Annotated in this window: 17 protein-coding genes and 1 tRNA gene; 11 read left to right on the top strand and 7 right to left on the bottom strand. The window is 54.6% G+C overall.

Annotated elements, in window-relative coordinates:
• The first annotated feature begins 131 nt into the window (after positions 1-131).
• The 10 genes from ybgC (at position 132) to V6L81_RS19925 (ending at position 7,188) form a co-directional block, all read left to right on the top strand.
• A complete protein-coding gene (gene ybgC, locus V6L81_RS19970; protein ID WP_016782230.1) occupies positions 132-599 on the top strand; it encodes a tol-pal system-associated acyl-CoA thioesterase in 468 nt (155 codons plus the stop codon).
• Complete coding sequence (gene tolQ / locus V6L81_RS19965; protein WP_048363571.1) at positions 589-1,284, top strand: protein TolQ; 696 nt, start codon at positions 589-591, stop codon at positions 1,282-1,284. Before ybgC ends, tolQ begins: the two co-directional genes overlap by 11 nt.
• A gap of 23 nt (positions 1,285-1,307) precedes the next feature.
• The gene (tolR, locus tag V6L81_RS19960; protein WP_162200692.1) at positions 1,308-1,760 is read left to right on the top strand and encodes a protein TolR; all 453 of its coding nucleotides are present in this window, start codon (positions 1,308-1,310) and stop codon (positions 1,758-1,760) included.
• On the top strand, positions 1,760-2,854 hold the full coding sequence (tolA, locus tag V6L81_RS19955) for a cell envelope integrity protein TolA (protein WP_095001775.1): 1,095 nt from the start codon (positions 1,760-1,762) through the stop codon (positions 2,852-2,854). The genes tolR and tolA overlap by 1 nt, the downstream gene beginning before the upstream one ends.
• 47 nt (positions 2,855-2,901) lie before the next feature.
• Positions 2,902-4,152 (top strand): Tol-Pal system beta propeller repeat protein TolB, encoded by a 1,251-nt coding sequence (gene tolB / locus V6L81_RS19950; protein WP_016782234.1) that lies wholly within the window; start codon positions 2,902-2,904, stop codon positions 4,150-4,152.
• Between the two features lie 55 nt (positions 4,153-4,207).
• Entirely contained in the window at positions 4,208-4,708 is a 501-nt protein-coding gene (pal, locus tag V6L81_RS19945; RefSeq protein ID WP_003441254.1) for a peptidoglycan-associated lipoprotein Pal, read from the top strand.
• A 6-nt stretch (positions 4,709-4,714) separates the two neighbouring features.
• Positions 4,715-5,533: a tol-pal system protein YbgF gene (gene ybgF / locus V6L81_RS19940; protein WP_095001774.1), complete on the top strand. Its 819-nt coding sequence runs from the start codon at positions 4,715-4,717 to the stop codon at positions 5,531-5,533.
• Positions 5,534-5,696: 163 nt separating this feature from the next.
• Positions 5,697-6,344 carry a 7-carboxy-7-deazaguanine synthase QueE gene (gene queE / locus V6L81_RS19935; protein ID WP_095001773.1) on the top strand — a complete coding sequence of 216 codons (648 nt, stop codon included), beginning with the start codon at positions 5,697-5,699 and terminating at the stop codon, positions 6,342-6,344.
• Between the two features lies 1 nt (position 6,345).
• Positions 6,346-7,038 (top strand): 7-cyano-7-deazaguanine synthase QueC, encoded by a 693-nt coding sequence (queC, locus tag V6L81_RS19930; RefSeq protein ID WP_095001772.1) that lies wholly within the window; start codon positions 6,346-6,348, stop codon positions 7,036-7,038.
• Between the two features lie 74 nt (positions 7,039-7,112).
• Positions 7,113-7,188 (top strand) — tRNA-Lys (locus V6L81_RS19925).
• Positions 7,189-7,593: 405 nt separating this feature from the next.
• Here the strand turns inward: V6L81_RS19925 and V6L81_RS19920 are convergent.
• The 4 genes from V6L81_RS19920 to V6L81_RS19905 all read right to left on the bottom strand — a co-directional run bounded on the left by V6L81_RS19920 (position 7,594) and on the right by V6L81_RS19905 (position 10,126).
• Entirely contained in the window at positions 7,594-8,256 is a 663-nt protein-coding gene (locus tag V6L81_RS19920) for a methyl-accepting chemotaxis protein (protein ID WP_218722828.1), read from the bottom strand.
• 347 nt (positions 8,257-8,603) lie between these two features.
• The gene (locus V6L81_RS19915) at positions 8,604-9,143 is read right to left on the bottom strand and encodes a PBECR2 nuclease fold domain-containing protein (protein ID WP_218722829.1); all 540 of its coding nucleotides are present in this window, start codon (positions 9,141-9,143) and stop codon (positions 8,604-8,606) included.
• An 81-nt stretch (positions 9,144-9,224) separates the two neighbouring features.
• Positions 9,225-9,800 carry an SGNH hydrolase domain-containing protein gene (locus V6L81_RS19910; protein ID WP_256937963.1) on the bottom strand — a complete coding sequence of 192 codons (576 nt, stop codon included), beginning with the start codon at positions 9,798-9,800 and terminating at the stop codon, positions 9,225-9,227.
• Positions 9,800-10,126 carry an acyltransferase gene (locus V6L81_RS19905; protein WP_218722831.1) on the bottom strand — a complete coding sequence of 109 codons (327 nt, stop codon included), beginning with the start codon at positions 10,124-10,126 and terminating at the stop codon, positions 9,800-9,802. Before V6L81_RS19905 ends, V6L81_RS19910 begins: the two co-directional genes overlap by 1 nt.
• A 162-nt stretch (positions 10,127-10,288) precedes the next feature.
• On the opposite strand from V6L81_RS19905, the gene V6L81_RS19900 reads away from it, so the two are divergent.
• Positions 10,289-10,546, top strand: a complete 258-nt coding sequence (locus V6L81_RS19900) for a hypothetical protein (RefSeq protein WP_271350592.1) — start codon at positions 10,289-10,291, stop codon at positions 10,544-10,546.
• Positions 10,547-10,700: 154 nt separating this feature from the next.
• Here the strand turns inward: V6L81_RS19900 and V6L81_RS19895 are convergent, their stop codons facing one another.
• The 3 genes from V6L81_RS19895 to V6L81_RS19885 all read right to left on the bottom strand — a co-directional run bounded on the left by V6L81_RS19895 (position 10,701) and on the right by V6L81_RS19885 (position 13,095).
• The gene (locus V6L81_RS19895; protein WP_338660287.1) at positions 10,701-11,183 is read right to left on the bottom strand and encodes a GNAT family N-acetyltransferase; all 483 of its coding nucleotides are present in this window, start codon (positions 11,181-11,183) and stop codon (positions 10,701-10,703) included.
• Positions 11,184-11,461: 278 nt separating this feature from the next.
• Positions 11,462-12,073, bottom strand: coding sequence for a hypothetical protein (locus V6L81_RS19890; protein WP_232527640.1), 612 nt, complete (start codon positions 12,071-12,073; stop codon positions 11,462-11,464).
• 125 nt (positions 12,074-12,198) lie between these two features.
• On the bottom strand, positions 12,199-13,095 hold the full coding sequence (locus V6L81_RS19885; protein ID WP_153384143.1) for an SDR family oxidoreductase: 897 nt from the start codon (positions 13,093-13,095) through the stop codon (positions 12,199-12,201).
• Between the last annotated feature and the right edge of the window lie 75 nt (positions 13,096-13,170).

The raw sequence follows: 13,170 nt of genomic DNA, 5'->3' as shown, positions 1-13,170 counted from the left end.
GTTAGCGGTCGATTTTTTTAAGGTTTTTGCTGTCTCAAGGACTGGCGCTGAAAATCTTCGGTCATAAAGGCCAAGAAGCGTAAAAAACAGTGGTTTGGCGGATTGGCAACCTGAGGAGTAAGCACTAGAGTATGCGCGCGCAAAACAGGCTTGAGCCGTTCGCACATCGCTGTCGCGTTTATTACGAGGACACCGATGCGGGTGGCGTCGTGTATTACGTAAATTATCTAAAGTTTATGGAGCGGGCTCGAACCGAAAGGCTGCGGGAATTGGGGTTTGCCCAGTCCGCGCTGGCAGGCGAGAACCTGTTATTTGTCGTGCATTCCAGCGAGGCGCGCTACCACGCACCGGCGCGACTGGACGACGAACTGTTGGTAAGTGCGCAAGTGATGGAACTCAACCGTGCCAGCCTGCGTTTCAAGCAGCAGGTCTGGCGGGCTGCAGATGCAACGCTGCTCTGTGAAGGGCAGTTTTTGGTGGCCTGTGTGCGCGCCGATAGTTTTAAACCCCGAGCCATTCCCGAAGCTCTACGTACGGCCTTTGCCGACGTGAGCGGCGCGGGTAAACATTTAGAGCAGGAGATAAAGCGTGGAAGCTAACGTCGTCGACCATTCCTCCATGTGGAGCTTGGTCAGCAATGCCAGCATTGTTGTGCAGTTGGTAATGTTGACCCTGCTGGCCGCATCGGTTACCTCGTGGGTCATGATTTTTCAGCGCAGCACCATGTTGCGCGCCGGTCGACGTGCCCTTGAAAGCTTTGAAGAGCGTTTTTGGTCGGGTATCGACCTGTCGAAACTGTATCGTCAGGCAGGTAGCAATCCGGATCCGGACTCGGGCGTGGAACAAATCTTTCGTGCCGGTTTCAAAGAGTTCTCGCGTCTGCGTCAGCAGCCGGGCGTTGATCCTGAAGCGGTTATGGAAGGTGTGGCGCGTGCCATGCGCGTGGCCATCTCCCGTGAAGAAGAAAAGCTTGAGCAAAGCTTGCCGTTCCTGGCCACCGTTGGTTCCGTAAGCCCGTATATCGGCCTGTTCGGTACCGTATGGGGCATCATGAACTCCTTCCGTGGCCTGGCCACTGCCCAGCAGGCGACACTGGCGACTGTAGCGCCAGGCATTGCCGAAGCACTGATCGCAACGGCCATCGGCTTGTTCGCGGCCATCCCGGCAGTTATTGCTTACAACCGTTTTGCTGCCCGTAGCGAAACGCTGATCGGCCGCTACTACACCTTCGCCGATGAATTCCAGGCGATCCTGCACCGCAAAGTGCACACCAGCGAAGAATAAGCAGGTAATTTCCAATGGCTTTAATCGCTCGAGCGCGTAAAAAGCGCAAGCCGGTCGCCGAGATGAACGTAGTGCCTTACATCGACGTGATGCTGGTGCTGCTGGTCATTTTCATGGTGACCGCACCGATGCTCAACCAGGGTGTGAAGGTTGATTTGCCCAAGGTCTCCAGCGAGGCTTTGCCGCAGGACAACAATACCCAGGTTCTGACCATTTCGATCAAGGCTGACAAGACCTACTTCTGGAACCTTGGCAGCGAAGTCGACACCGACAAGCAGATGGACAAGGCAATGACCTTGCCCCAGATGACTGACGCCGTGACCAAGATCATCCGCGCAGGCAATGAAGGCGGCAAGCACACCCAAGTGTTTATTCGCGGTGACAAGACCGTGGATTACGGGGCGGTAATGGGGGCTATGGGTGGTCTGCAGAAGGCCGGGGTCGGTAACGTTGGCTTGATAACCGAGGCTCCCTGATGCGCGAACAGCGGGAGCCGTCCGCCTCTGAAAACTATTTTTGGCCTGCAGTCTGGGCGGTAGGGTTGCACGTCCTGATTTTTGGCCTGCTGTTTGTCAGCTTTGCCATGACTCCGGAACTGCCGCCTTCCAAACCGATTGTTCAGGCGACCTTGTACCAGCTCAAGTCCAAAAGTCAGGCGACCACCCAGACCAATCAAAAGATTGCGGGTGAGGCGAAGAAATCCGCCGCGCGCCAGACCGAAGTCGAGCAGATGGAACAAAAGAAGGTTGAGCAGGAAGCTGTAAAAGCTGCGGAACAAAAGAAAGAAGAGGCTGCCGAAAAAGCTGCAGAAGCCAAGAAGGCTGACGAAGCCAAAGCGAGCGAGGCCAAAAAGGCAGACGAGGCGAAGAAGGCTGATGAAGCCAAGAAAGCCGATGATGCCAAAAAGGCCACTGAAGCCAAAAAAGCCGAAGAGAAAAAACTGGCTGACATAGCCAAGAAAAAATCCGAGGAAGAGGCCAAGAAGGCTGCGGAAGAAGAGGCCAAGAAAAAGGCCGCGGAAGACGCCAAGAAAAAAGCGGCTGAAGATGCGAAGAAAAAAGCAGCTGAAGACGCCAAGAAAAAGGCCGTAGCAGACGAGGCGAAAAAGAAATCCGCCGAAGATGCGAAGAAAAAGGCCGCTGCCGATGCCGCCAAGAAAAAGGCCGTGGAAGCAGCTCGTAAATCGACCGAAGAGAAAAAGGCGCAAGCCTTGGCTGATTTGCTTTCCGATACGCCGCAACGCCAGCAGGCGCTGGCAGATGAGCAAGGTGATGAGGTCGCCGGCAGTTTCGATGACTTGATTCGTGCTCGTGCAGCAGAAGGGTGGGCCCGTCCGCCATCGGCGCGCAAAAACATGACAGTGGTGCTGCAGATCGGCATGTTGCCAGATGGTACGGTAACCTCTGTGACGGTTGCCAAATCCAGCGGTGACGGACCGTTCGACAGCTCCGCAGTGGCAGCGGTCAAGAATATTGGCCGTTTAACGGAAATGCAGGGTATGAAACCCAGCGATTTTAATCCTTATCGATCGTTCAAGATGACATTCACACCTGAGGATCTAGCCTTGTGATTAAACTTTTTCGAGGACTGCTGGTCGTCGTCTGCTGCCTGGCAGGGATGGCTGTAGCAGATGAAAAGAACATCCTGGTCACCAGTGGCAGCGATCGGGCAACGCCAATTGCCGTAGTCCCTTTTGGTTGGCAGGGCGGTACAGTGCTGCCGGACGACATGGCTGAAATTATCGGCAATGACCTGCGCAACTCGGGTTACTACGCGCCGATTCCAAAGCAGAACATGATCGGCTTGCCTACCCAGGCCAGCGAAGTCATTTTCCGCGACTGGAAAGCCCTGGGTGCCCAGTACGTAATGGTAGGCAATATCGTGCCGGCAGGCGGTCGCCTGCAGGTGCAATACGCCTTGTTCAACGTTGCAACCGAGCAGCCAGTACTGACTGGCAGTGTGTCGGGCACGGCTGAACAGCTGCGGGACATGGCGCATTACATCTCCGATCAGTCGTTTGAAAAACTGACCGGTATCAAAGGTGCATTCTCCACCCGTCTTCTTTACGTGACGGCCGAGCGTGCCAGTGCCACCAACACCCGTTACACCCTGCAACGTTCGGACTACGACGGTGCCCGTGCCGTGACCCTGCTGCAATCCCGTGAGCCGATCCTGTCGCCGCGTTTTGCGCCCGATGGCAAACGCATCGCTTATGTGTCGTTCGAGCAGAAACGTCCTCGCATCTTCGTGCAGAACATTGATACCGGCCGCCGTGAGCAAATCACCAATTTCGAAGGTCTGAACGGTGCGCCAGCATGGTCGCCGGACGGCTCGAAACTGGCGTTCGTATTGTCCAAGGACGGTAATGCCGAGATCTATGTGATGGATCTGGCTTCCCGAGGGTTGACTCGTGTTACCAACAACCCTGCAATTGATACAGAACCTTTCTGGGGTAAAGATGGTTCTACCATCTATTTCACCTCCGACCGTGGCGGCAAACCACAGATCTACAAGACCAACGTTGGCAGCGGTAACGCAGAGCGCGTGACCTTTATCGGCAACTACAACGCCAGTCCTAAGCTTTCGGCTGACGAAAAGACCCTGGTAATGATCCATCGTCAGGACGGCTTCACCAATTTCCGTGTTGCGGCGCAAGATTTGCAGCGTGGAAGCGTGAAAATCCTCACAGATACCAACCTTGATGAGTCTGCTACTGTTGCGCCCAACGGCACCATGGTAATCTACGCCACCCGCCAGCAGGGCCGGGGAGTCTTGATGCTCGTGTCCATTAATGGACGCGTAAGGCTCCCTCTTCCTACCGCTCAAGGCGAAGTCAGAGAACCTTCCTGGTCCCCTTACCTGAACTGACGTGGTGATAGCTTTACGTTGCACATAACACTTGGGGTTCATTAGGAGTTTTACGATGGAAATGCTGAAGTTTGGTAAATTTGCTGCGCTGGCACTGGCCATGGCTGTAGCTGTAGGTTGCTCGTCCAAAGGCGGCGACAATGCCGGTGAAGGCGCTGCTGTTGATCCAAACGCTGGTTACGGCGCAAACACTGGCGCTGTTGATGGTTCCCTGAGCGAAGAAGCTGCTCTGCGCGCTATCACTGTTTTCTACTTCGAATACGATTCTTCGGACCTGAAACCAGAAGCAATGCGCGCTCTGGACGTTCACGCCAAAGACCTGAAAGCTAACGGCGCTCGCGTTGTTCTGGAAGGTAACACTGACGCCCGTGGTACTCGTGAGTACAACATGGCACTGGGCGAGCGTCGTGCGAAAGCCGTTCAACGCTACCTGGTACTGCAAGGCGTTTCTCCAGCACAGCTGGAGCTGGTGTCCTACGGTAAAGAGCGTCCAATCGCTACTGGCAACGACGAACAGTCGTGGGCTCAAAACCGTCGCGTCGAACTGCGTAAGTAATTCGTCATGCGAACGTGCCGCCGTGCTGTAACTATTCTGACTCTCAGCCTCCTGCCGCTATCGGCATGGGCTGCGGTTCCTGTGGTCGATGACAACTCTGGCTATAACAATAGCGGGGGGAGTTATCCGTCACCGGGTTATGGTGCGAGCGGCGCCTATGCCGGGGGAGGGGTTTCGACCCCTGTCTCGGCACAGGGCGAGCTGTTCAACCAGCTGCAACAAATGCAGGAACAGATTGCACGCCAACAGGGTGTGATTGAAGTTCTGCAGAACGACATTTCGCGCATGAAACAAGAAAGCCTGGAGCGATACCAGGAACTTGATCGGCGTATTGGTGCTGGCATTGCTCCTGCTGCCGCCCCTGATAATTCTTCTGCTGGTGGCGCTAATGCCGCCGGTAATACAGCAGCGCCTGCTTCCCAGGCCGCTGCCAGTGCCGAGCCTGGCGATCCGGCGAAAGAGAAGCTCTATTACGATGCTGCTTTCGACCTGATCAAAGCCAAGGACTTCGACAAGGCCAGCCAGGCATTTACTGCCTTTTTGCGCAAATACCCCAACAGTCAGTACGCGGGTAACGCCCAGTACTGGTTGGGAGAAGTAAACCTGGCCAAAGGTGATTTGCAAGCGGCAGGCCAGGCCTTTGCCAAGGTCAGCCAGTTGTACCCCAAGCATGCCAAAGTGCCGGACTCGCTCTACAAGCTTGCTGATGTAGAGCGCCGCCTGGGCCATACCGACAAGGTAAAAGGCATTCTGCAGCAGGTTGTAGCCCAGTATCCAGGCACTTCCGCTGCACAGTTGGCGCAACGCGACTTGCAGCGTATGTAAGCAATAACCGGCTTTAATCGAGAAACCCGCGCCTGTCGCGGGTTTTTTCGTTAGAATCCACGCCCTTTTATGAAATACGCTCTTCTGGATCCTGCGCGAGCAGATTTTTTGGAGTGCCTGACGGAGGCGGACAGCCTGTTTAGCTGTTACGCCCGTGGCGAATATGCAAGACACATTGAGAATTACCGAAGTTTTTTACTCGTTGCAGGGTGAAACGCGGACGGCTGGCCTGCCCACCGTTTTTGTGCGCCTGACTGGCTGCCCTTTGCGCTGCGGTTACTGTGACAGCGCTTATGCCTTCAGTGGCGGGACTGTGCGCCCTCTGGACGACATCCTTGAGCAGGTTGCCGGCTTTCGCCCGCGTTATGTGTGCGTGACAGGCGGCGAGCCGCTGGCCCAGCCCAATGCCATTCCTCTACTTAAGCAGCTCTGCGATGCGGGCTATGAAGTCTCGATCGAGACCAGTGGTGCGCTGGATATCTCGGCGGTAGATCCGCGCGTCAGTCGCGTGCTGGATTTGAAAACGCCGGGCTCCAAGGAGTCCCACCGCAACCTCTACGAAAACATCGCCCTGTTGACGCCCAACGACCAGGTCAAGTTTGTGATCTGCTCGCGGGAAGACTATGACTGGGCAGTGTCCAAGTTGATTGAATACGGGCTGGAGCGACGTGCAGGCGAAGTACTGTTTTCGCCGAGCCACCATGACCTGTCAGCCCGTGACCTGGCCGACTGGATCGTGGCGGATAACCTGCCAGTACGTTTGCAAATGCAGCTGCACAAATATCTGTGGAATGACGAGCCGGGGCGCTGAAATGACTGAACAAACTGTTGTCACTGAAAAACGGGCCGTGATCCTGCTGTCTGGCGGCCTCGACTCGGCAACCGTCGTGGCCATGGCTCGTGCCGAGGGCTACAGCTGCTACACCATGAGCTTTGACTACGGTCAGCGCCATCGTGCTGAACTGGACGCTGCTGCACGTGTTGCACGGGATCTGGGGGCTGTTGAGCATAAAGTTATCGGCCTGAACCTGGACGGCATGGGTGGCTCGGCATTGACCGACAGCTCCATAGACGTGCCTGAGGCCCCGAGTGAAGGCATTCCGGTTACTTATGTTCCGGCACGCAATACCGTGTTCCTGTCCTTGGCGCTGGGTTGGGCAGAAGTGCTGCAGGCGCGAGATATTTTTATCGGTGTCAATGCGGTGGACTACTCGGGTTACCCGGACTGCCGTCCAGAGTTTATCGAGGCCTTTGAAGTCATGGCTAACCTGGCGACCAAGGCCGGGGTAGAGGGGCAGGGCTTCAGTATCAAGGCGCCTCTGCAAAACCTGAGCAAGGCACAAATCGTACAGGCAGGTATAAAGCTGGGCGTGGACTATTCGCTGACTGTTTCCTGCTACCAGGCTGACAATCAAGGGCGTGCCTGTGGCAAATGCGACAGTTGCCGTTTGCGTGCAGAAGGCTTTGCAGCTGCCGGAATTAGCGACCCAACCCGTTATTTTTGAATTATTTCCGATTTATTTCTGAGCGGGTATTGAATTCTCGTTAGAAATCAGTATTATACGCCCCACAACGAAGCGGGTCGTTAGCTCAGTTGGTAGAGCAGTTGGCTTTTAACCAATTGGTCGTAGGTTCGAATCCCACACGACCCACCATATAGCTACACCAAAACAGCCGGTCTAGTCCTCAGGATTAACCGGCTTTTTTGTGTCCGGGATTTGGTGGGGCGCGGGTCTGAATGTGTGCACTGCACAGATTTCTTCGTAGACATGCAGCCGTCTGAATCGAACACTAATTTCGACTTCAGGTGATGTCAATATGGAGCGGTCGAGTTATTGGCTGTTTTTAGCGATTTAAGCAATGTCTGTCGGAAGGTGGATTTTGCTGTTGCAGGAACATTCTTTTTGATCTGCAAAGCGTTTCAGATGATTGCTACCTTGAGCTTACAAGCCTGCTCGGATCTCTCCGGGGTTTGTTGCCTTCAGTGCGATTGCTACGATCCTGGTTCCGCATTTCCTAACCCCAATTGTGGATCTTCATGCCACCGACCTGACTGATCATCAAGGTGAGCAGCAGAGAGGGCTCCGTACCTTCATCCATGGCGGCTGGGGCAGTCCAGTTCCCGTGACCCCGTCGCCGGGCCGGATCAGGTTGATCTGGCTCAGTTGCGTACTACCGGGTGGCGCCACGGACAGAAAGCGCTCGCCACCTCGATATTCGATGCCGATTACGGTGAACGGAGGAGGTTGGGGCGCAGGTGGAGGTTTCTTGCGAATAACCGGTTTTGGGGGAGGGGCAACCATTGGTGGCTCTGAAGCTTGAGGATTGCACAGTTCCTGCAGCCGGATATCGATCATCTCGATACTGGCCTTGAGCACCATCACCTGCTCCTCGGCAGCTGTTACGCGCATGGAGAGGTCTTGGGTGTTTTTAGACGCTTGCTTGGCATACGCCTGAATGGCATCGATGCGATTGGAAAGCGCCTGTTGCCCCGAGCGGAAGTCGTCGTTGGTAACCAGGTGCTTGCCGTCAACGGCATCCAGTCGCTCATCAACCTTGGCCAGTCGTGTTAGCAGCGCGTTTAGCGAGTCCTTGTCAGCGGTGGATGCCAAGTTATTGCTCACAAGGGACAACTGGTGATTCTCGTAGGCCAATACACTGGCCAGGGCGATCAGGCAGAGGCTGAAGATCAATGTGGTGCGGGTGGGACGTGGAAGTTTCATGGGCGGCCTCGCGTGTGAACGAGGGCATCCTGTCAATCCGGCTTGTGGAGCGCAGCAGGAACAGGAAATAGGTTTTTCGCACGCCGTTGTTTTAAAGGTCGTGGAGGTCATCAACCGAGCAATATCACCTTGGCTTATAGGCCAGCGGTCTTAATGCTGAGCAGGCGGTTGATCTTTTTTGATGGATCATAAATAATGTTTTGGAGCGCGAAACCAGTTGCCTCCAGCGGCTATAACTGGCGTAGGAACCCCGTCGATGGCTGGCACATCAGCGTAGGGTGAGACCTCCACACCCCTGCTTGAGGGTGTGTATATGAATATCAAGCACACTCCCTAAAGGGCAGTTCTCAGGACTGCCCTTTTTCTTTGTCCGTGATTAAAGGCTTATAGCGCTGGTGCTGCAGATCGCCATGTCGATGCTTGTTCAGTGACTTGGCGTCCGTTTGCATGAAATTCCAGAACAAAAGCCCGTCTCGCACAGCGACAATGACCAGCATCTGGCGCTTTGCTTCGTAGGCTCCTATAAAAGCCAAGCGGTACGAGCCATCATCGTATTCGACCTTCCAAACCTCAAAAGGCCCAGTAAGCGTGTCCATGGCCATTTTCACATAGCGTTCGCGAGCATCGGCACGCTTTTCTACTATGTGATAGAAGCTTTTTCGGTCGACGATTACTAACCCCATGGGTGTCTCAATGGTGAGGGACAAAATGGCCGGGTTAACAAAACCCAAATATTGAGCGACCAGATCTATGGCTGCTTCATGGCTATCGGCTGCCTCCACCTCATCTACCGCAGCTGACCGCAGCTCACGCTCAAGGGTTCTCAAATCAGGGAGCCCGTAATCAACCCACGTTGGCTGGCCTTTTATTTCTTTTATGGGGGGCATCTACCATGTCCAAAAAAGCATGCTCGGAAACGTCCAGGCGAGTTGCTGTCCACCAGTAGGGCAACCATGGAATTGGGGGCGTTAAATCTGTTCAATGATTCCATTGAACAACCCTTTCAATTGCTCGTTACCAGCATCCACCAGGTGGTTGTCGTCGTAGTACAGCGGCACACCGTCCCTTGAGCCCATGCATTGTCCGTTTGGGCAAAGGTATGGGGTTGGGTCAATAACCTTGGCATTGCACTGCTTTGCCGCGACTTCAATGGCGTGGTTGGCTACGCGAGTACGTCTCTCATAGTCCTGCAGTGAAACGGTGATGTCCGATGAGTACTGGAAAATGCGTTTATGCAGGTTCAAACCTTTGTAGATGTTGAACAGCATTTCCGGGATCGGTTTGACGATATACACCGGACGATTTTCTGCGATGGCACACACAACCTTGGTGTACTCAGCGGCGTATGTATCGGCAAATGACTGCCCCGTGAGGTGCTCCTTACCCGGGAAGTACACGCGGTAGCTGTTGCCTCTGCTCGTATCGGTGTACATGGCTGCTCTACTGAACAGAACGACGGGTACACCCTGGTGTGAGTTTTTCAATGCCAGAAACTTTTCGTTGTTGAATCCTTGGCATTTGCTCTCCAGATCTTTGTCATGCATTACAACAAGCTGCTCTTGATGGCCCTGATCAACTCGCGGTAGTCATCGAGGGAAAAATAGACAAACCCGAAGATCAGCAACGCTGCACACAGAGTCAGCAAGGCCGGAATGATTCGCCGTGCCCTGGAGGCGTAAAAGCCCAAGAGTGAGAAGTTTTGATTGTGGAGGCCGTTGACGATGATTCCGGTCATCAGAAAACCGGAGATAACAAAGAAGATGTCGACTCCAGCAAAGCCCCCGCCGAACCCTCCGATTTTGAAGTGAAACAACACAACGGAAATGACCGCGAGCGCTCGCAGCGAATTTATATTCTTTCGGAACTGCATTTGTGTAATCCATGAAATAGGTCAGTAGTGCGAGAGCACCGCATTGCGCGGGGCACTATAGGGAATAACCTATTTCAAAGAGGTAGGCTCGTATGTATATGTAACAGTTAATACTTTAAGTAAAATCTGTAGTTTGGTTCTTGTGCTCCTCAGCGTTGCATCTTGGGGCTGACGTTTGGTGGCGCTCCCTCGTTACTACAGACGGCCATTGCCGATACCGCCGGTGACGGGGCCGATGTAGCGCAGTCGATGCTGGTCGCCATCTTCAATCGGGCAGTGGCCGGAGGTGGCATTGCTGGTGACTTGTTGCTGGAACAGGCGGGGCCGAGCTCTTTTTCCCCAACACGGCTGATACTGGCGCTGCTCGGTCTGTCCGTGGTTTGGTTCGCCAGGGCCAATGGGCCGCCAGGTGCATGTTGAAGCTAATAAAAATAGCTTGAGAGTCTGCTTTCGGCACAAAGTGTGTAAAGACACCTCCGCGAACCCAGGCGATGATTGCTGAGGGTTTCATCGCAGTAATTCAATGCTGCGCTTAGAGCAATATCCGTCCGGCCAGCACAGCTGCATATGGACGCTATGATTCGAGATGCTTTTCCAAAAATATACTATTGGGATCATATTCATACCCGCCGAATGGCCCTCGACGCTGATATCCGTTGCGCTCATAAAATGAAATTGCTTCCAGTTGTCGATAGCCGGTTTCAAGCATTAAATGAAAGCAGCCCTCCTTTCGAGCTTCGTTTTCTAGGGTTGTAAGAAGCCGACTGGCCAGCCCTTGTCCCCGGAATGTTGGTTTTGTAAACATCCGCTTCAGCTCGCCGAGCGTCGGGTGCACCACCAAGGCTCCACATGCCACGGCCTCTCCGTTACTGGAACGCCCAACAGCGAACAGCACATTTTTCGAAGAAAGAGCTTCGATGTTTATGCCGTGATGACTTTCTGCGGGGTAAAGCGGGGCTTGGTAAGCATCAAGCTCCTCAATGAGGGCAATCACTTCCGGTTGATCAGGGGATTCAAGCGAAATAAAGGGGGGAGTCTTCAAAAGATCTACGCTCAAATGACTGGTTCGGATTTATATATCAGTCTGAATATAAGGTGTAAAAATATACGTCAACACTCAATTTAACGTGTGCGTCTATCCACGTCATCTACCCAGCTCCCAAAGCTGTGACATGGTGTGCACTTTGATTTAAGTGGGCAGCAGTTTTAGCCTTTTAAGCGGGTATTTAATGCAGCCAAAATGACGTTCGTATTCCAGATCTTTCAAAGCCCAGGTCATTCAAGAGTGGGGCCAACCCGCAGCTTCGATTGCCAGCATCGTCCTCAGTCATAGCCTCAATCCAAACCAGCTGCAAAATCCCCAACTTCACAGGGGCAGTTCAGCCCTTGCGTCGTAGTGAATATCGACTGGTAGTACCTTCGCCCGGCTTCAAGATGAGGCCCGAACGTAAAACCTTGTTCCAGCATTGTGTTCATGTCGGCCTCGGTAATGCGCATGATGTAGCTGTGCCCGGTCGTGATCAGCGCACAGTCCGCACCTTGTGTTTCGCCCATATTGAACCATTTGCCCGCATCACCATGCCCGCTTGCGAAGGTATGGCCGTTGTAATGAACCTGCCATCCACCATCGAGCAGAATCCAGGTGTCCGGTGCCGATGCTCCCCCCTGGTCCTTCTTGGCGATGACCGCTCCGGCTTCGGTTTCCCATTCGTTTGAGTGGTCGATGACCCACCGCAGTTGTTCGGTCGTCAACGACGTGAAAAACGGCGTGTGGCGTAGCAAATGTAGATACGTGATTGAAGGTTTCATGGTCATTTCCTGCATTGCATCGGGCGTACGATGATCGCCGCACGCTGCAAACCCCATAGTGGTCAAAACGGTCAGGCCCGCATTTCGAAAGCGCCTGCGCAGGGTCGCCGTACCGTGGCTCAAGTTGATGTTCATCATTGTCATGCCCTATGTGATTGGCGGTCTTGTGGGAGGTCGCCGGGGGGCTTTGGCCTTTGCGTAAAACCTGGAGTGTGTGTATTCCACTTAGTCGCCGAAGTACCCCTCGGGCCGCGAGGGCAGACTCAGCGAGCAGCGACCTTGAGCAGGTCTTCCAGGCCTATGCGGCGAAACATTTCAGCGCGTACCCGGTCGGCCATGGCATTGACGACCTGGGCACCGTCCTGGGATGGATCGATATGACACCGAAATGGACGGGTACCTAATGGCATTCCGACGATTTCGACGATGGCTTTGGCCACTTCACCGACATCCGCGTCAGCCGGTTCCAGGGCTGCCAGACCTTTGAGTGCCTGATCCGGCACACCGGAGTAAGGGCCTTCGTTGTATTCGGCGGCTCGAACCTGATCTGCAGGGGAACCGGAATGGGTGAAGTGGTTGGTGCCCTTGGTGAACGCACCCGGCACGATGATTGACGTCTCCACCCCCCAACGCGTCAGTTCGCTGGCGTAGGACACTGCCAGCGAGTCCATGGCCGCCTTGGCCGCAAAGTACGGAGCCAAATACGGCGGGGTGCCACCGCGCGCACTGCTGGAGGAAACCCACAGCACCAGCCCCCGTCCCTGTTTGCGCAGTTGCGGCAAGGCCGCTCGGTTAACGCGTTGAGTGCTCAATACGTTGATGTCGTAGAGCTGGGCGAACTGCTCGGGCGTAAAGGCTTCGGCGGGGCCAAAGGACATGTGCCCGGCATTGTGGATGATCACGTCCAGTTGGCCGCAATCGCCGATGATTTTCGCGACGCCCGCCTGGACCGACTCGGTTGAGGCGACGTCCAGTTCAACGCTGCGCAAGTCAACCCGGTGTTCGTCCGCGTAGCGCTGTGCTTCGAGTACTTGCGCTGCGTTGCGGCCCAGGGTTTCACGCATGCTGGCGTAGACGGTATGGCCAGCGTCGGCCAGGGCGCGTGCGGTGAGCGCGCCAAACCCGCTGGAGGCACCGGTAATCAGAATGACGGATTTCAAGATAAAGACCTCTCCAAAATCAGCAGATAAAACCTGCCGTCACTGCGCTGAGCAATGTGAACATCCGCTGCGATT

It is taken from the genome of Pseudomonas bubulae, from assembly GCF_037023725.1.
In the GTDB taxonomy this organism is placed as follows: Bacteria; Pseudomonadota; Gammaproteobacteria; order Pseudomonadales; family Pseudomonadaceae; genus Aquipseudomonas; species Aquipseudomonas bubulae.
The sequence above is the reverse complement of the archived record's forward strand: the minus strand, read 5'-3'. Positions and strand labels throughout refer to the sequence as shown.

Coding starts and splice junctions, on each gene's coding strand:
- V6L81_RS19920 (WP_218722828.1), bottom strand. CDS start 8,256: ATGAAACTTCCACGTCCCACCCGCACCACATTGATCTTCAGCCTCTGC.
- ybgF (WP_095001774.1), top strand. CDS start 4,715: ATGCGAACGTGCCGCCGTGCTGTAACTATTCTGACTCTCAGCCTCCTG.
- queC (WP_095001772.1), top strand. CDS start 6,346: ATGACTGAACAAACTGTTGTCACTGAAAAACGGGCCGTGATCCTGCTG.
- ybgC (WP_016782230.1), top strand. CDS start 132: ATGCGCGCGCAAAACAGGCTTGAGCCGTTCGCACATCGCTGTCGCGTT.
- tolB (WP_016782234.1), top strand. CDS start 2,902: ATGGCTGTAGCAGATGAAAAGAACATCCTGGTCACCAGTGGCAGCGAT.
- V6L81_RS19915 (WP_218722829.1), bottom strand. CDS start 9,143: ATGCCCCCCATAAAAGAAATAAAAGGCCAGCCAACGTGGGTTGATTAC.
- V6L81_RS19910 (WP_256937963.1), bottom strand. CDS start 9,800: ATGCATGACAAAGATCTGGAGAGCAAATGCCAAGGATTCAACAACGAA.
- pal (WP_003441254.1), top strand. CDS start 4,208: ATGGAAATGCTGAAGTTTGGTAAATTTGCTGCGCTGGCACTGGCCATG.
- tolA (WP_095001775.1), top strand. CDS start 1,760: ATGCGCGAACAGCGGGAGCCGTCCGCCTCTGAAAACTATTTTTGGCCT.
- queE (WP_095001773.1), top strand. CDS start 5,697: ATGCAAGACACATTGAGAATTACCGAAGTTTTTTACTCGTTGCAGGGT.
- V6L81_RS19890 (WP_232527640.1), bottom strand. CDS start 12,073: ATGATGAACATCAACTTGAGCCACGGTACGGCGACCCTGCGCAGGCGC.
- V6L81_RS19905 (WP_218722831.1), bottom strand. CDS start 10,126: ATGCAGTTCCGAAAGAATATAAATTCGCTGCGAGCGCTCGCGGTCATT.